At 44.2% G+C, this 19622-nt stretch carries 10 protein-coding genes; 6 read left to right on the forward strand and 4 right to left on the reverse strand.

Annotated elements, in window-relative coordinates; genetic code table 11:
- Positions 1–24 precede the first annotated feature (24 nt).
- A complete protein-coding gene (locus tag RWY97_RS04425) occupies positions 25–3183 on the reverse strand; it encodes a glycoside hydrolase family 2 TIM barrel-domain containing protein (RefSeq protein WP_315565726.1) in 3159 nt (1052 codons plus the stop codon).
- A 786-nt stretch (positions 3184–3969) separates the two neighbouring features.
- Here RWY97_RS04425 and RWY97_RS04430 point away from each other — a divergent pair.
- Positions 3970–4104, forward strand: a complete 135-nt coding sequence (locus tag RWY97_RS04430; protein WP_315565727.1) for a hypothetical protein — start codon at positions 3970–3972, stop codon at positions 4102–4104.
- Positions 4105–4158: 54 nt separating this feature from the next.
- On the opposite strand, the gene RWY97_RS04435 is transcribed toward RWY97_RS04430, so the two are convergent.
- From RWY97_RS04435 to RWY97_RS04445, 3 genes are read right to left on the reverse strand one after another with little or no spacing between them, the layout of a single operon-like run.
- The gene (locus RWY97_RS04435) at positions 4159–5748 is read right to left on the reverse strand and encodes a SusE domain-containing protein (protein ID WP_315565729.1); all 1590 of its coding nucleotides are present in this window, start codon (positions 5746–5748) and stop codon (positions 4159–4161) included.
- Between the two features lie 21 nt (positions 5749–5769).
- Entirely contained in the window at positions 5770–7389 is a 1620-nt protein-coding gene (locus RWY97_RS04440) for a RagB/SusD family nutrient uptake outer membrane protein (protein ID WP_315565731.1), read from the reverse strand.
- A 12-nt stretch (positions 7390–7401) separates the two neighbouring features.
- Positions 7402–10404 (reverse strand): SusC/RagA family TonB-linked outer membrane protein, encoded by a 3003-nt coding sequence (locus RWY97_RS04445; RefSeq protein ID WP_315565765.1) that lies wholly within the window; start codon positions 10402–10404, stop codon positions 7402–7404.
- Between the two features lie 359 nt (positions 10405–10763).
- Between RWY97_RS04445 and RWY97_RS04450 the strand changes: the two genes are divergently transcribed.
- From RWY97_RS04450 to RWY97_RS04470, 5 genes are all read left to right on the forward strand, one after another.
- Entirely contained in the window at positions 10764–11765 is a 1002-nt protein-coding gene (locus RWY97_RS04450; RefSeq protein WP_039875433.1) for a LacI family DNA-binding transcriptional regulator, read from the forward strand.
- 37 nt (positions 11766–11802) lie between these two features.
- Positions 11803–12126 (forward strand): four helix bundle protein, encoded by a 324-nt coding sequence (locus RWY97_RS04455; RefSeq protein WP_315565734.1) that lies wholly within the window; start codon positions 11803–11805, stop codon positions 12124–12126.
- Between the two features lie 96 nt (positions 12127–12222).
- The gene (locus tag RWY97_RS04460; RefSeq protein ID WP_315565736.1) at positions 12223–13536 is read left to right on the forward strand and encodes an SLC45 family MFS transporter; all 1314 of its coding nucleotides are present in this window, start codon (positions 12223–12225) and stop codon (positions 13534–13536) included.
- A gap of 1352 nt (positions 13537–14888) precedes the next feature.
- Entirely contained in the window at positions 14889–18020 is a 3132-nt protein-coding gene (locus RWY97_RS04465; protein ID WP_315565738.1) for a SusC/RagA family TonB-linked outer membrane protein, read from the forward strand.
- A 39-nt stretch (positions 18021–18059) separates the two neighbouring features.
- A complete protein-coding gene (locus RWY97_RS04470) occupies positions 18060–19538 on the forward strand; it encodes a RagB/SusD family nutrient uptake outer membrane protein (protein ID WP_315565740.1) in 1479 nt (492 codons plus the stop codon).
- Positions 19539–19622: the final 84 nt, after the last annotated feature.

A 19622-nucleotide genomic window follows, 5' to 3' on the forward strand; every position in this document is an offset into this window, starting at 1 on the left:
TTCTTCCCCATTGTCCGTTTTGTTTTAGTTGTTTATCGGTTGTAACCAGAATGTGAAGCCGCGGTCTTGGTAAGTGACTCGATAGGGAGGCAATGCTGTGGCTTTCGGGCTCCAGCTGTCGATACCGCCGACACCTGCTTGTATACCATCTATACAGAGTTCGGTATATTTTGACTTCGGAACCTGTGGCGAATGGCGTTGTGCTTTCTCCAAACCGCCGTCGAGATCAGCGATGTTGTAGTGCAGCGCAGAGGCTGAAAAGGCATCTGTGGACACGATGTGAAGGCCCTGACCGTGGGCATCCGTTTGTTTCCACCAGCGTATATCGCTCTTGGTTCCGGTCTCCTGGGGACGGATGTAAGGGTAGAATTGCTCGTCGGCAGTCTGTGAATGGATGCCGATACGTTGCGAGAGCTTGCGATCGGCATAGTTCTCGATAGGGCCGCGACCATAAAATTGGCTTTGCTCCATCGTATAAGGCAAGTCCATTACTATTCCGAAGCGGAACATATTGGGCACTTGGGCCGTTTTGTCTGTAATCATTTGCTCGTTGACAAGGATATTTCCGTCGGCAAAGATTTGGTAAGAGAGCGTGAGTTCTGCCTTTACTGTCGGCATCGAATAGGTTACAATGACATTTGTCGAACGTGTTTTCCGTTCTTTCTTGACAGTCATTGAGGTGACGTTCATCGGCGGATTGTGCCACACCCGATACTTCTTGTTCAGTCTGGCACCCATATCATTGTCGGTCACTGCACGCCAGAAATTGGGACGTAAGGTACCGCCTGCGCCTAAGAAAGATTTTCCGCCTACCTGATAAGTGGTGAGAAGTCCTGTCTTTCGATTGAAACGGATGTCGATATCAGCATTTTTCAGCACGATTTCATCTGCTTTTCGGTCATCAATCACTTTGATATTTTTTTTCGATGCACTGTAAATCTTTCCTTTCGGAAGATATTTATAACCTCTAATTACAAACTGGTCGTAAGCCACAGTTTGGTCTTTTTCCATCAGAGGCTCGGCAGTTTTCAGCTTGAAATCGATATTGAGCAAGACCTCGTCGGCGTTCGTCACCGCGTCAAGATGATAAGGCAGTGTATATTCTGCCGTTTGTTGTGGTGCGATGTTCAGTCGATCGATTTCTCCCTGTTGAATGATTCGACCGCCGGCAAGTAGTTTCCACACCAGTTTATAGTTGCTTAAATCACGGAAGAAATATTCATTGAACACCTTGATCTTACCTGTTTGCAAATCAATGGGTGTTGCCCATATATTCTGATGCACGTAAGCTACTTCGTAAGCGTGCGGATTCAGTTGCCTGTCCGGTCCTATGATACCGTTGCAATTGAAGTTATTGTCACTGCCGTCATAATCATTATAGTCGCCGCCATAGGTGTAAATGGGCGTCCCGTTTTTATCTTTACCGTGCAAACCTTGGTCAACGAAGTCCCAAATAAAACCTCCTTGGTATTTCGGATATTTGCGCACGAGATTCCAATACTCCTTGAATCCGCCGCCGGAATTACCCATCGTGTGGTTATATTCGCACTGGATGAGCGGCTTTTGATCTTCGGGAGCAGTACTCTTGGCATAAGTTTCACAGTCGGCTTGCGAGCGATACATTGGACAAAAGATGTCGGTGTTGGCTCCTTTCACTGCACGTTCCCAATGGATGGGACGTGATGGATCCGTATTTTTTATCCACTTGTAGGTCGAAGTGAAGTTAGGGCCGTCTACGGTTTCATTTCCCATTGACCAATAAATGATGCTTGGATGATTGAAGAATGATTTCACGTTGTGTTGATTGCGCTCCATAATCTGCTTGGCAAACTGCGGCTTCTTAGCTTCGGACGTATCTTCGTAACCGAATCCGTGGCTCTCTTGGTTGGCCTCAGCACAGACATAGAGCCCGTATTGATCGCAGAGGTCGTACCACTGCGGGTCATCGGGATAGTGGCAGGTACGCACGGCATTAATGTTGAGACGTTTCATAATCTTGATATCTTCAATCATCCTATCCCGACTTACTACATATCCGCCGTCGGGATCCATCTCGTGTCGGTCGGCTCCTTTGATAAATACGGCCTTACCGTTGACTAACAACTGCGCATTTTTGATTTCTACCTTTCGGAATCCGACTTTCAACGGGATTACTTCAAGGAGTCTGAATGGTGTCATCTTTTGTGGGCGTTCTCCCTTTTTAGGTGTAGCAATTGTGAAAACGCGCGCCAATAATGTATATAAATAAGGTGTCTCGGCCGTCCACAGATGTGGATTTTCGACGTGTAATGTCTTTCTCGTCTCTGTTCCAAATGCCTTTACCACGCTTTCTCCTTGTGAGTTTAACAGTTCATAGGAGATAAATGCAGGACATTCCGAATGTGTTTCGATTTCAAGTGAACCGTTCCGATATTGCGAATCGAGGTTGGGTGTGATACGAATATCTGTCATGTGCGTTTTGGGGTTGCGTGAATATAGATAGCACGAACGGCCAACACCGCTCAAACGCCAAAAGTCTTGGTCTTCGCAATATGACCCGTCGCACCACCGGAAGGTTTGAAAGGCGATGAGATTGCGCCCCGGATGCAAGTAAGGAGTGAGATCGAACTCGGCCGCAATCTTGCTGTCTTCGGCGTAACCGACAAATTTTCCGTTAACCCAGAGATAAATATTGGATGTCACTGAACCGAAATGTGCAATGATTTGGCGCCCTTTCCACGTTTCGGGCAACTGCACCCAGCGGCGGTAAGAGCCCACGTGATTATCTTTGATCGGTACATTCGGCGGATCGTTTTTAAAATGTCCGCGCCATGCAAAACCCACATTGATATAAACAGGATCGCCGAAACCGTGGAGTTCCCATACACCCGGTACGGGCATCTTTCCCCATTGTGAATCGTCGAAGGTCGTTGTGTAAAAGTCTGTTGGCCGTTCATCGGCATTTGCCACCCATCTGAATTGCCAGTCGCCATTGAGTGAAAGGAAGTTGGCTGACGCTGTTCGATCGCCTGCCAAGGCTTTTTCGTACGACTCATAAGCAAAGAAGTCAGTATGCACGGGAAAACGATTGATCGAGTTTACCTGTAAGTCGTGCCACTCGGTAAACGTCGGTTCCACGTTCTTTGCTGCTTTCACGGGCAACGAGACTACTGCCATCGCTGCGAGAAAAAGAAGTTTATTCATCACAATAGATTGTTTAATAATTGATTTTTTGATGTGCAAATGTACGAAAAATAATATAGAATGCGAAAAGTTACTTATAAGAAAAATCGTGTGGACTTTGTTTTAAAATGCAACAATGTGTGCAAAATTAATAGGAACTTTCGGTTGCTGATTGAAATATCCGGTGATAATCTGAATCCGTTCGGCTAAGTTTTAAGTGTATTTATAGAGTGCTGAGAGCGGGAGTTTATAAAGCATCCGAAATCTGATAGGAAAAGGCGCCTGGGGGTGTTAAATCAAAGAATTATTTAAGGGGTAACTGGCCATTCCTTTATTTTACTCCGTGTATTTCTGTCAAATGAGAAGTATACGAGTACTCCCCGAGAAGTCCCATAGTACTGCCCCACAGCTATACGACTTATCAGCAGCAAATATAGAGGATATTGCCGTAAGGTATTGTTCTTTGTTTAATGTTCATTCGTAATTCCTTAGATACTTCTTATTATTCGAGGAATGAAATGATTATATACACCAATTCGAGATAAGGTAAAGTAACCGAAAAGCGACTCTATCATTTATCTGCGAATGGAAAGAGAAGATCTTTTTGTGAGAGAGTGGCTCAATCCATCAAAAGAAAAAGAAATAGTCTTAAGACGACAAGGAAGCGTTAATAAATAAGATATATTCTCTCTTTCCATTGGGAAGTGCAAATAAACAAAAATAAATTTCTTCTTTCCATTTAGAAAGTGTAAATATATTTAAATTTATTTGCTGTTTCCGATGGAATTAGAAGAAAAACAAAGATTTATGAACAATTCCAAGTGGAAACAGAGAAAAAAAGTATTTTTCGACCGGTTTCCGCAGATTGAGAATCGAAAAACGGAAAAGTTTGTTCCGCCGGCAGAAAAACAACTTTCTTATCCCGAACTGGGTACTATATGAAAGAATAAAAAAGAGGATACACAAATATATCCTCTTTTTATCCTTATATAAAGATTATTGTGCCGTAACCGTTGCCTTAGCATTGTCAGGATCCAGCACGATCAGATATGTGCCGGCAGTGATGGAAATATTATCTCCACCTTGTGTCAGGGCAGATAAGGTGCCACCGAAATTCTTGGTCCAGGATGCATCCCAACGGAATTTAAATTCACCATCTTTCATCGTTAGGGTGATCGACCATTTTTTTGTGGCGGGATCGTAAGTCATCAACTGACCTTTATCCCATCCGTCGGCAGTAGCGCTGCCAATTACTTCCCATCCCGTCTTGGTAACGGAAGCCACATTCTTCTTGGTATCGGCCTCAACACGATAGTATCCACCCTCTGTCAGAGTGATGTTTCCTCCATTGCCGATAGCGAAATCAGCCTTCGTCTTAGCGTCATTCCAAACCATTTTTCCCACAAGACCGAACCACGTACCTGCATCGTACATCTTAAACTCGGTATTGGTAGGGAAGTAATGCGTACCTGTGTATTTGAAATCGCGATTCTCGGATGTGATGAGGTAAGCATCGGCCGCGTCCGGCTTCCAATTCTGATAGCTGCCGGGAAGAGTCATCGACGAACTCGACAGTTCGATGTCGGTTTCTTTCATCGAATATGTATATTTACCGGCATTGGTAAGATTCAAACTTACGATATAAGCGTGAGCCTTTTCTACCTTGATATTAGCGCCACCGGGGGCTAGTCCGTCTTTGGTAGAACCGTCGCTGCCATAGTTGATAGCCCAGCCTTTGTTGGCACGGAATTTGAATTCTTTATCGCTCAATGCCGTTACCACAGTCCACAGACGGGTCTTGGCATCGTACTCCATTTCGGTGTCTTTGTTCCAACCGTTTGAGGTAGCATCGCCTATCAGACCCCACTTGGTGGGATCGGAAATGGTTACGCTGCCGTCGGTGCCGAGTTTCACCTCAACGAATCCTTTCTTGTCGGCAGTAATTTGCTGACCTTTTGCGAGTACCTTGCTTATGTCCTTACCGTCGAGAATGGCGAAGGAAGCGGCATCGTCAAATTGTACCCAGCCTTGATATACGCCATCGCCGTCAGGATCGCCGATGAGATAAGCTTTGGTGTAGTCCCATTCAGGATACCCCACAGCTACATAAGCATAATTCCAACCGATGTTGACTGTATTGGGATCATAAGGCGTTGCTTTGAAAGTAACGGTATTCTGTGCTTTATCCGTATAAGCATTAAATGCCTTTGATACGAGCGATATGGTGAAATCGTAAGTCTGACCGGGATAAGCTCCTACTTTTGCCAAGAGTTTATTCATCTGTGCATTGGTAAAATTCAGCTTATTCTTATCGGTCTCACCGAGTACAGTACTCTTGTTGGTCGTGTTATTGGTTACCGTGACCTCATAATTAATCACGGCACCTTTCCCGTATGATGCTTTTTCCCAGCTTATTTCCGGGAATTGCTCGGTACTGTTGTCCTTGGTAAAGGTTATTTCTGCGGGGCTGACGGTATTGAGCTTAGCAGCCTGTTGCAGTTGCAGCACAGGGGTAGTAACGTCGTCTGAACACGATGCCATCGCGAAGAGACCGGCTGCAAGGAAAAATATATTCTTTAATTTCATAATCGTTCTCTTAATTGTCCGTTAATAACCATCGTTTTGCTTCAAGTTCTCGTTAGAACCGACATCGTCGGAAGGCAAGGGAAATACGGTATAGAAATCGTTTACGGCCTTGCCCTCGGCAACTCCGCCTTTCCAAGGCCATACGTAATCGGCAGAAGTATATTTGCCGAAACGTACCAAGTCTGTACGGCGCTGTGCCTCATAGAAGAGTTCGCGGCCACGCTCGTCAAGCAGGAAATTGAGCGTAAAATCGCTATCTCCGATGGGAGCTGCGAGCTTGTCGTCATAAGCCCGTTTGCGCAAGTCATTGATATAGCCTAATGCCTCTGCTCTTGTTGCACCTTGTCCGCCTCGCAATACGGCTTCTGCCAAATTGAGGTAAATCTCGCCTAAACGGAAGAGAGGGAAGTCTACGTACGCTTCAGATGATGCCGGCTTGCTGCCATCTTTGTTAATGTTGTAGAACTTCGTTACAGGAATGCCGTTATTCTTGAAATCAACTTCCTTGACAATTTCCATATTTGTGGTGCCTTCGGTGCGCAGCATCTTACTGCGGCTGTCTTTCTCAAAGCTGTTTTCGCGCGTAAACATCTTATATAATGTAGACTTTGCACGAACACCTTGCCAAGCACCCTTGGCATTGGTCTCTGCTTGGAATTCGGCAGATCCCCAGCAAAGGAAAGCTGTCATTCCACCCCAAGTCATTGTCTCTTCGCCTTCGTAACGGCAGGGCAGAATCATCTCCTTAGAATGGTCGTTGTCTGCCTTGAACATATCGGCATATTTCTCCTCTAACTGATAGCCGGCACCGATCACTTTTTTGGAATAAGTAATACAGTCGGTATAGCGGTTTTCACCTACATAGGTCTCTGCATTGAGATATAAGCGAGACAATGCAGCCCATACGGCAGCTTTGTTGGCGTGGCCGTATTCGTCGTTCCAACCTACGGCCGGAGCAGCCAAGTCTGCTTCACAAGCCTTCATCTCTGTTTCGACGTATTTAAACAGATCGGCTTTCATAATCTGTTGCGGACGTTTGTTTCCGATGGGACTGTTTTCGTTTACAAAAGGAACATTGCGGTAAAGATCCAATGCGTATTGGTACATCAAGGCACGTAAGAAGCGAGCTTCGGCACGATAACGTGCCACTTTGTTCTTCACGTCATCCGAACAGCCACGGTTGTTTAACTTGTCAGCTGTCGTTTCGCGTAGGAAAGCATTAGCTAAATTGATCTGATAGAATAAACGATAGTAAGAACCTTTGATCCACGGGCTGGATGCATCCCAAGAGAGATGATTGAAACCGGGAATACCGGGGTCGTTCCAGGCACAGTGGGCAATGTCGGAAGCCAGTTCCTGCATATTCCATAGTACGCGGAGGAATGACGCTTGTGAACCGCCGTCGATACCGACGACATCCGGCTCATTATCGCCTCCTTCATTGCCGCCTATCACCATTCCGGCATAAATCTTGGCCAGGCTCTCGGTATAGGCATTCAATTCTTTGCCAAAGACAACGTTAGACACCAATTCGTCCTTATCCAAAGGTACTGTATCTAAGTCGTTCACGCACGAGGTCGTTCCCACCAAAGTGCCGAGAAGTACAATGAGTATGCCTTTCTTGAATTTATTTGTTTTCATTTCGCTTGCTTTTTAGAATTTTAAACTGAAACCTAACATAAAGGATACCGGCCGCGGATAGATGTTGTTGTCTATACCTTCACCGCTGACTTCGGGGTCAAGACCACTATAGTTGGTGATGACGAAGGGATTCTGTACGGTAAAGTATACACGTGCAGACTGGTTATCAGTGAATAATTTATTAAAGGTGTAGCCCAAAGTGATATTGTCCATGCGTACGAAAGAAGCTTTCTGAATATAGTGGCTGCTACGATACTGACCAACGTGGAAGTTCCTATCCCAAGCAGAGTTGAGACGATTTTTCAAGAAACCGCTTTGGTCGAACATCTGTGAGCCATCCCAAGCCTCGCGATTAGACTGAATGTTGTTGTAAACATAATTACCCAGACTCGAACGGAGTGCAAAAGACATATCCCAATTCTTGTAAGAAAGCTGTGAAGTGAAACCCATATACACATCCGGAGCCGATTTCTTATAAGGTATAAGATCTTCTTCATCAATCTTATTATCGTTGTTCTGGTCTACATAAGCGCCTTCGATAGGCTTCCCATTCTTATCGTACATCTGCTCGAAGACATAGAATGAGTTATAAGGATGGTTGACAGCATTGATCTGGACGTTATATCCCGTAGCACCGCTGATACCACCGTGGATAACCCCTTTGTACTTGGGGTCATCGTTAAAGGTCAGTTTTGTGATGGTATTCTTGTTATAAGAAATGTTATAACCGACAGTCCAATTCAAATCTTTTGTACTGATGGGGTGTGCAGTCAAAGAGAGTTCTACACCCTTATTCACTAATGTGCCGACATTGGTAAGCAATTCGTTGCTGAAATTCGTACCAGCCGGAGCAGTTACTTTATTCAGCAAGTTATTGGTTTCACGATAGTAATAATCAAATGTACCGGTAATTTTGCCATTCAGGAAACCGAAATCGAGACCAGCGTTATAAGTCGTTGTCTCTTCCCATTTCAAATTTTCATCATAGGCTTGCGGTGCGATAAGACGTACTTTCGTATTGCCGAAGTAGTAATTGGCACCGGCCTTAGAATAAGTATAACGTGCCATATAGGGATAATCGCCGCTATTGAGGTTCTGCTGACCGGTAATACCGTAACCTAAACGCAACTTCAACTCACTAAGCCAGCTGGCATCTCTCAGGAACGATTCTTCATTGATACGCCAAGCGAATGCCACAGAGGGGAATACACCCCAACGGTTGTCTTTATTAAAGCGTGAAGAACCGTCGTTACGCAAGGTAAAAGTCAAGAGGTAACGATCAAGTAATGTGTAATTCAAGCGACCGAAGAATGATACGAGGTAACTCTCGGTGATGAAGTCGTCGCCGTCTTTATAGAATTCTTTGTTATTCTCTTTGGCTTTAGCAGCAGAGAAAGGATATTTATTCCACTCTGAACGATAGAAATGCTGCCAAGAATAACCTGCCATCACATCGATGTTGTGAGTACCGAAAGTCTTAGCGTAATTGAGATAGAATTCGAGCAAGGTGTTGCGCTTCAACTGATAGTAAGATTTGTTTTCGCCGAACCCTTTCTTAAAAGCGCCTTGGGCCCACGTCATCGGAGAGTTATCGGTAATGATTATATCGCCTTCACCTTTGGATATGTCATAGCCTAAATTCAGGTTAGCTCGAAGATCAGGTAGGAAGTGGAACTTATAGTCGAACTGTGCATTGCCGATACTGCGATAAACGGTAGACTTATCACTTTTAGAGTCAAGAATAGAGACAGGGTTGGTCAAACCGATATCGTTGGGCAGGCCATTGGCTGAATTCAGATACATAAAATAACCGTTGCCATAAGTCGATCCCTTCGTATAGATAGGCTGTGTCGGATCATATTGAGTAGCCATATCAAGAGCACTGAGGTCGGCGAAACGGTTCGTGTTATAGATACCCTTTACGTTCAACTGAATATTGAGATGCTTGTCAAACAATTGTGGGTTCAGGTTGATGGCACCGGTAAAACGCTGCATATTAGATGTCTTGATAATACCGTTCTCATTGGTATAGCCCATAGATACGCGGTAAGGAAGATTGGGAAGTGCTCCCGATACATTGACGTTATGATCGGTGCTGACTGCCGTACGGAAAATCTCTTTTTGCCAATTGGTGTTGCTCTTTCCCAAAGCAGCAGCCTGTGCACTAGTCTCTCCGAACTTGGAAATAACGAAACGACGGAATTCATCGGCAGACATTACGTCGACTTCTTTTGCGTGTGTACTGACCTTTACAGAACCGCTATAACCGACTCTTACACCGCCTGCCTTACCTTTCTTAGTGGTGATAAGGATGACACCGTTCGAAGCACGTGAGCCATAGATCGCAGTTGCCGAAGCATCTTTCAGAATTGTCATCGTCTCGATATCATCGGGATGAACCGTACTCAATGGATTGGCCATACCGCTGATTTTGTCGTCATCAACGGGAACGCCGTCGATAACGATCAACGGATTGTTGGATGCTGACATAGAGGAACCGCCACGAATGCGGATAGTGGCTCCAGAACCGGGTGCACCGCCGTCGGTAATGACGCTCACACCTGCGGCTTTACCTACCAACATATCGCTTGCCGAAGTAACAGCACCCTTCACCATCTTGTCTGCGGTCAGGGCCGTTACACTACCGGTAAGATCTGATTTCTTAGTTCGGCCGTAACCGATGACTACTACTTCGTTCAGCGACTGTGCAACATCTTCTTTCATCACGATGTTTACTTCGGGAGCCGCCACCACTTTGGCGTCTTGATAACCGATGTAAGATACCGTGATTTCGGCGCCTGATGCAGCCTTGATGACAAAGTTACCGTCAATGTCTGTGATGACACCGCCTTGTTGGCCGGTAATTCGGACCGTTGCACCGACAATGGGTTCGCCGGTACCGTCTTTGACGTGGCCTTTGACAGTGATTTGCTGTGCAAAGGCACTGGCCGAAAGGATCAACCCGCAAATCAAGGCGAGCATCCTTAGAGGCATTGTAAATTTAACCTGCTTCATCATTTGATTTTTAAAAAGTTTAGGTTGTTATCATTAATAATGTTGATTGTTTACTTAGGTCTTATCGCCTCTGCATTGTGAGAAGCTCTGTTTGTATTTGTTATTAGGATTATCGGCTCTTGCTGGACCTTTACCCAATTACTTTTGGAGAGACATCAATACTGCCTTTTGACATTGCAAAAGTAAATTTTATTACACCGATTTGTACTTTTTCCGAGTTAAAAACGTTCTTTAATACGTGCAAACGATTGCGCAACGAAATGTAAGTAAATAATAATGAACGCGCGTAAGATTGTGGCTTATTGGCTAAATTTGCGCAAATTGGTATTACTACCGTGACTGAACCTAAACTTATCACAATGAAGGATATCGCGCGAGAATTCGGAGTCTCTGTGGCAACAGTATCTCGTGCACTGAGCGATAACCGTCGTATCAGCAAGGAAAGGCGTGAAGCTATACAGGCTTTTGCGCGTGAACACAACTTCTATCCCAATATCATCGGGGAGCAATTGCGTCATTCTCGGGTGCGACCAACTCGTATCATCGGGGTAATTGTTCCACAATTGGTGCATTATTACTTCTCATCCATTCTCAGCGGAATAGAAGAGGAGGCTTTTGCACGCGGTTATCAGATGGTGGTTGCACAAAGCAATGAGCGCTATGAACGTGAGGAGAAGATTTGTCAACAGTTCTATAAGAATAAGGTTTGCGGTGTTATCGTTTCTCAAGCAAAGGATACATTGATCTATGATCATTTCCGTAAGTTAATGGATAATGATATCCCACTGGTTTTTTACGACCGGATTTGCACAGGCGTAGAGGCCAGTCGTGTGGTTGTCGACGATTATATGGGGGCTTACAATGCTGTGACGCATCTGTTGGAAACGGGGTGTCGGCGCGTGGCCTTTTATAGTTCGCCCATCAGTTTGGAGATTTCAAAGAATCGTTATAATGGATATAAGGATGCACTTTTGCATTACGGCATTCCTGTGAATGATGGTTTGGTGCGGTTCTGCGATAATCGGAGCGATGCAGAAGTAATCACGCCTGAACTGTTAGAGCGTACTGATCGGCCTGATGCATTCTTTGCCGTGAACGATGATACGGCTATCGGCATACTCTATACTGTTAAACGGATGGGATTCCGCGTTCCCGACGATATCAGTATTTGTGGATTTACCAACGGCGAGCGGGCCATTGCCTGCGATCCGATGCTTACCACTGTGGAGCAACGTGGCAAACGGGTAGGCGAAGAAGCCGCCAACATACTCATCGGTCAGGTCGAAGGTCTTATTCCCATAGGTAAAGTGGAGCGTCGGGTGGTAAGAACCAAGCTGGTGATTAGGGGGACAACACGATAATTCATAATTATTCTTGGATGGTGTTTTAGTATGGAGAATGCTGCATATGAAAGATATAAATGAGAATATTATCGTCTCGAAGAGTATGGAGTTTGCTGTTCGATGCGTCAGACTTTGTATGTATCTGCAAGACAATAAAAGAGAAGATAGTATATTCAAACAACTGTTCCGTAGCGGAACAAGCATTGATGCAAATGTAAAAGAAGCGATTAGAGTACAGAGCCGGGCTGATTTTAGAGCGAAGATGAATATTTCTCTGAAAGAAGCAAGTGAAACTGAATATTGGATTGAACCATTACGTAATACGAATTATATAACAAAATTGGAGACTAACAGTTTATTAACAGATTGTGTCGAATGAATCAAATACTTACAGTCATTGTCAAGGAGACGGTATCAAATGAACTATAACTCGTCGAAAAAGCAATGATTACAACCAAATTATGAATTGTGAATTATGAATTATGAATTAAAGAAAAAGCCAGATCTCAATTTTTGGAAGCTTTGGAACCTTAGTTTCGGATTTTTCGGTGTGCAAATAGCTTACGCTTTGCAGAGTGCAAACATCTCGCGAATCTTCGCCACACTCGGGGCCGATCCGCATAATTTAAGTTATTTCTGGATACTTCCGCCGTTGATGGGAATAATTGTTCAACCCATTGTCGGTACACTTAGCGACAAAACCTGGTGCCGATTCGGGCGCCGTATACCTTATCTCTTTGTCGGAGCATCCGTTGCCGTGCTCGTGATGTGTCTTTTGCCCAATGCCGGTTCGTTCGGAATGGCCGTCGGTACGGCAATGATTTTCGGGCTGGTATCGCTGATGTTTCTCGATACCAGCATCAATATGGCGATGCAGCCGTTTAAGATGCTCGTTGGAGATATGGTCAACGAGAAACAGAAAGCATTGGCTTACTCCATCCAAAGTTTTCTTTGCAATGCAGGTTCTGTGGCAGGATTCATCTTTCCTTTCCTCTTTACAGCCCTCGGAATAGCCAATACCGCAGCTCCGGGTGTAATTCCCGACTCGGTGATTTGGTCGTTTTATGTAGGGGCATGTATCTTGATCCTCTGCGTGATTTATACAACAGTGAAAGTGAAAGAGTGGAATCCCAAGGAATATGCCGAATACAATGGACTTGACAAACCACTCGACGAGGAAAAAGTCAATCTCATCCAATTGTTGTGCAAGGCTCCGTCTACTTTTTGGACAGTAGGAATCGTGCAGTTCTTTTGCTGGGCTGCCTTTATGTATATGTGGACTTATACCAACGGAACAATTGCAGATACGTGCTGGGGGACGACCGATGTTGCCTCGGTCGGTTATCAGGCTGCCGGCAACTGGGTCGGAATCCTCTTTGCCGTGCAAGCCATCGGTAGTGTCGTTTGGGCTTTGGTACTGCCCCAATTCAAGAATATCAAACTGGGGTATGCCATTAGCCTTGTGCTCGGTGGTATCGGGTTTGCTGTCACTCCATTCGTTCATAACCAGTATTTATTGTTCGTCCCCTTCATTCTTATCGGTTGCGCGTGGGCTGCAATGCTTGCGATGCCGTTTGCACTGGTTACCAATGCCTTGCAAGGTTATGGGCATATGGGTGTCTACCTGGGGTTGTTCAACGGTACCATCTGCGTTCCCCAGATTGTTGCAGCGCTCTTGGGTGGCATTATTCTCAGCCTGATGGGTTCTGTGCAAAGTTCGATGATGATCGTTGCCGGTATTCTCCTGTTTATTGGTTCTCTGTGTGTAATAGTGGTAAAGGTGAAATAGTAGAAAAGGCCTCATGACCGATAAGGGGAAGCAAGTTTACCGAGCATAAGTACATAATCGAGTAGATCAAAAATCTGTTTCATACCCTGCTTGAACAGCTACTTCTCATTTCCAACCCTGTAAGGACTGTGCTTTGGAAACCTCTTTTCAGTTCTCCATAAATAGAATAAGGAATAAAACCATAAATAAGATTGAATTTAAATTTTCCTTGTTCCTGAAATGTTCCGAAGGTTGATCTTGCTGTTATGCGCTTTTGTCCGGCTCGATACTACTTCCTGACTCATCGGTTTGTCGGGGGAGGAATCGGCGATAAGACATTTAAAAGTTATTCAAACCTATAAGCATTTCTCTGGGAAGTTTCATTTGATAAGTCAAAAAGAGCCTAAAAACTGAAAGAAAATACGCGTAAAGTTTGATAATTGCTCTCTTTATTACAAATAACCGTTTAGCTTTCTTGTTTTAAGGGCAATACTTGTGTGAGATTAAGAAGTATAGGAGAAGACGAGGAGAAGTATAGGAGAAGTCAGGTAGAAGTCCTATACTTCTCAAAGGTAAATATAGGAGTATAACTCCCGCTTCTTTTTTGCAAAATGATATCGATGTGAAGTCGTCACTATTTTATAAGAGGTATGATCGGGAACAAGACCATTATTCTGAATAATCAGTAACTCTGTGTTCAAGCAGGATTATAAAAAGAATGTATAAACTATTCAGATTTCTTTTATAAGGTTCAGTAATACTGTTCTTGTGAACTCGTAATTTGATTTATATTTCTTAAATGCGCGGAAAAATCTAAGTGAAAAATGAAAAAAACTAAGAATTATTTGCTTTGTATAAATAAAATGCTTATTTTTGCGCATCTTCTCTTAATTTTCATCCGTTATCGGATGTGAAAAAGAGACAGAAAAGAGGGAATGAAATCGACTTTCTGTCCCTCGGCAAACATTCTATTGAAAAGAGAGGAAGATATTGTCGGAAGTGAAAACATCATTTTAAACATAAGACAGCTTCTCTCATCGGAATGAAATGTGCATAAGCATACCAACCTACGGCTGTGGAGATGGAAAAGTCCCGCACTCTGACAGTTAAATGACAGGGACTGTTCGATGAACTACATTTCATAAAACTACTGATCTTTGCATCGCATTGATACCATAACAAGAACTCCGAAAGGAAAAAGGCAGAATCTCAACAGAGGGAGACTTGCCTATAAACATCGCATTCGTGCAGTAAAGTGAGGACAACTTTTTGCACGAGTGTAATACCGATGCAGCGGCATTATAGGTAGAAACACATTATTCGCGGAATTTAACATACCCCAATATTAATAATCGTTTAAATTAAAGAGCCCTATGAAGAAACATCTAACAATGCTTTTGGCCTGCCTCTTCCTGAGTATCGGAGTGGCACTGGCACAGACTCAAATTAATGGAACTGTGGTCTCGGAAAGTGATGGAGAACCCATTGTCGGAGCTACTGTTCGAGTAGTGGGACACAACACTGGTACCGCGACCGACATCGACGGAAAGTTTAAAATTACGATGCCCGTAGGAGCGACGAAGATCATTGTATCGTATGTCGGTATGAAATCACAGGAGCTGGTAGCTCGAAATAATATGAGAGTAGTGTTGCAAAGCGAATCGAAAGCTATTGATGAAGTATTTGTCGTAGCTTACGGAACGGCAAAGAAATCGTCGTTTACAGGTTCGGCTGTATCTGTTGATTCCAAGAAAATTGACAAAATGCAGACTGCTGATGCTGCTAAGGCCTTGGAGGGAATGGTTGCAGGTCTGGCAGTTACATCATCTTCGGGTCGTGCCGGAACTTCTGCCACTATCCGAATTCGCGGTATCGGTTCGTTAAACGCATCGAGCAGCCCGCTTATTATACTTGATGGCGCGCCCTATGAAAGTGAAATCAACTCTATTAATCCTAAGGATATCGAGAATATCAGCGTGTTGAAAGATGCTGCTTCGGCTGCTCTTTACGGTGCGCGCGGTGCCAACGGAGTAATTCTGATTACAACAAAGAGCGGACAGAAAGGCAAGTTGCAAGTTTCGTTTGACGCTCGTATCGGTAGCAATCGGCGCGGAGTACCTGAATATGACGTTATTTCCGATCCCGGAACTTACTATCGTCTGACGTGGGAAAGTCTGAAAAACCGTCAGATATATTCAAATAAACCTGCGGCTAATCCGGCTGAATGGGCTTCGAATAACTTAATAGAGACATTAGGTTACAACATCTATAATACACCTGATAACCAAGTGGTGGATGCTAACGGTAATTTGACCACAGCCCCGATTAAATATGAGGATGCCGGTTCATTTAATAACTGGACGGGACAACTCTATAAACCGCACACCCGCCAAGAGTATACGCTCAGTCTGTCTAAGGGAACAGACAAGTCGAGAGTATATTTTTCCGTAGGTTATCTGGATGATTTAGGTTTCAGTATCAAGAGTGATTTCAAGCGTCTTTCCAATCGCTTGGCCTATGAGTCACAGTTTACTGACTGGCTGAAACTGTCTGCTTCATCCCAGCTGTCACGTACCGAAACCCGCAACTCTGCCGATGAAGGAAACAATTTCTCGAATGTCTTTATGTGGACAAGAATGATTGCCCCTATATATCCCATTTATAAGCACAACAGTGCGGGTAAGATTGTGCGCGATGCAAATGGTAATCCCCTTTATGATGACACTTTGGGTCGTCCCTATGCAGGTGGAACGAACCTCATTAAGCAGTTGGAGCTTAACGATATTCAGCATAATCAGTTCTTCGTTACAGAGAATGTGCGGGCCGACATCAAGCTTCCCTATGGCTTTAACTTTAATACCACGGGAACATTCAGCGGCAACTGGTGGACTCACACTGACTTCAAGAATCCATTGGTGGGCGACGGCCAGGCTTATGGAGGTATTCTTGAAAAGTGGAGCAGTTCTAATTACTCCCTCAACTGGAACCAAGTGTTGACTTGGGATGGAACTTTTGATAAATTCACGCTGCACGGAATGCTGGGTCACGAGTATTATCAGCAGAAGTTCGAATACCTTTATGGAACAAAGCAAACATTGCTTGATCCCACCTTGAAAGAGTTTATCAATGCTGCCAAAACGACAGAACTCAATTCATACACACGCGATTATCGTGTTGAAGGATGGTTCGGACAGGCTACGGCAGACTATGACAATAAGTATTATGTATCTGCTTCGTTGCGTTATGACGGTTCATCCGTGTTCCATCCCGACCACCGCTGGGGTACATTCTGGAGCCTTGGAGCTTCTTGGCGAATCAATCAGGAGAAGTTTATGGAGAACCTTACTTTCATTGATAACCTGAAACTGCGTGTCAGCTACGGTGTTCAGGGAAATGATTATCTGCTTCTTCCCGGCTCTACTACTCGTGCCTATACTCCTTATACAAATCTCTATTCTATCGGGACAACAGGAACTTCAAGTACGTATAGCCCAACCTACAAAGGCAATAAGGAAATAACGTGGGAGAAAAATCATAACTTGGATGTCGGTATTGAATTCTCTTTGTGGAATGGTAAACTCTCCGGAGAGTTAGAAGTGTTCAATCGTCTCACCACGGATATGCTCTTCAACCTCCCCATTCCGTCGACAACAGGTTTCTCAACACAGCCAGTTAACTTCGGAAAGATGACCAATAAGGGATTTGAGTTTACCCTTTCATCCAATGTTTATTCTGATAAGAACATCAATGTTAACGTCAGTGTGAACGGAACTACTTATAAGAATAAGATTAAAGAGTTGCCCGAAGAATTCCGCAAAGACGGTATTGTCAGTGGTTATCGTCTCATCAAAGAGGGTGGAAGCATCTATGATTATTGGATGATCAAGTCTGCCGGTGTAGATGAAAAGACCGGAGATGCACTTTATTATATGTATGATGAAGATACGAAGACTTTTGTTGCTAAACCCAGCAAGTTTTATTCGACCGATAATATCAATAAGCAGTATGTGGGATCGGCCATTCCCAAGTTGGCAGGAGGATTCTCTCTCAGTGCCGTTGCTTATGGTTTCGACTTCTCGGCACAGTTTGCCTATCGGATCGGCGGTAAATTCCTCGATCTCGGTTATCAGAATCTGATGTCGGCAGGAACTGCTGGAACGAACTGGCACAAGGACATTTTGAATCGTTGGACACCTGAAAATACCAAAACAGATGTACCTCGTCTGCAAAATGCTAATCAAGGTTTAATTCAGAGTTCAGACCGTTTTATTATCGACGCATCGTATTTGGCACTTACAAACCTTACTTTCGGTTATACGCTTCCGAGCAATTGGGTGAATAGAGCAGGTTTGCAAACTGTCCGTGTATACTTTGCAGCTGACAATTTAGGCTTCTTCTCTAAACGTAAAGGTTTGGATCCGCGTACTTCTGTCTCTGGTACTCAGGATTACAGCGTCAACAGTGCTGTCCGTACGTTGTCGCTCGGTCTGACTGTTTCACTCTAAACGCAATGCAACTTACAATCACTTAAAACAACGAATGTTATGAACAAATATATAAAAACCATTGCCGTACTGTCTGTTTTGACATTGACGACAAGTTGTAACTTGGATCCTGAGATTACGGAATATATACCGCAAGGCCGTCATGACGAATTGGTTGCAGACTCCGATGTGGTAAACAATGTGGCAAAGGCAGCTCTCTCCAAGACTTATGCTATCTTCCAAGAATTTTATAGGAGCCACGATGACTTTGGACTTAAAGCCTTTCATATAGCCACGGATTTGATGTGTGAAGATGTTGCATACAGAAACTGGAACTGGTTTCAGTTCGACTATCAGCTCGATAATCGTGAAGCGAATTACCGCCGTACGAATAGCACATGGAAGCAATTCTATAAAATCATTTCAAATGTGAACAAACACTTGGAGACTTATTTCCAAAAGGAGTCCTCAGCCCCCGCCTATCTGGCATCCAAAAGCGAGGCACAAGCCCTGCGGGGAATTGCTTTCTTCCATTTGGTAAACTTTTATCAGCATACATATAAAGGTCACGAAAACGATCCTGGTGTACCAATTGTTTTGTCAACAGATACTGTCAAACTTCCAAGAGCTACTGTCAAAGAGGTTTATGAGCAGATTATCAAAGACCTGACACCACTCGTTGAATACGGAAGTTACACGGAAGACAGGACGGATGTCGATAAAGGCGTAGCCGCTGCATATTTAGCCAAGGCTTACGCACAGATGGAAGACTGGCCTAACTGCGAAAAGTATGCAGCCATTGCCAAGAAAGGCGCCGATGATGTTGTATCAAAGCCTGGGCGTACGTGGAATATCGGAAAAGCCACGGATATTCTCTGGGGTGCTGATGTTACGCCAAGCAACAGTAGTCTGTGGGCTTCTTTCTGGAGCCATATGGATGAGTTCCTTATCAGAGGATATGCTGCCGGCGGTAAGAAAAAGCTGATTCACAATCTGCTTTACAATAAAATATCTAAAACCGACAGCCGAAGGAAGCTATGGGTGAACCTTAAAGAATATAAAGATATAGCTGATCAGGTTCGTCAATCATCCCCTAATCCGAATGCAAAATTGGAAGATTACGACCAAATGAAGTTCGTTGCGGGAGCTGACGGAATGGAACAAGACTACTCCTATATTCGTGTTCAGGATCCCATCCTCCTCGAAATAGAGGCAATGGTGGAACAAAACAAATTGACAGAGGCTGCTACCTTGCTCAATGGATTTGTACAACTGCGTGATCCACAGTTTACAGCCGCTTCTACGCCAGAGGATCTTCGCGAGCAGGTTCGCTTTCAACGTCGTATCGAACTTTGGGGAGAAGGCACCAACTGGTTTGATATGAAACGCTGGAAGATGACCATCGACCGTACAGGAGACGGCAGTAACCACGCTGCTATATTCAAAGTGAAGACCGATGAACCGAAGTTCTATCATATGTTACCTATCTCTGAGATTGAGGCTAATTCTCTGTTGAAACAGAATACCCCAATAAAGTGATGATTAATGAGGGAAACATAATTCTTTTGTGAATTTAAGTTAGTTAGATATGGAGAGGATGCAGGCGTGAGTCTGCATCCTTTA

The organism is Hoylesella pleuritidis (assembly GCF_963541955.1).
In the GTDB taxonomy this organism is placed as follows: domain Bacteria; phylum Bacteroidota; class Bacteroidia; order Bacteroidales; family Bacteroidaceae; genus Prevotella; species Prevotella pleuritidis.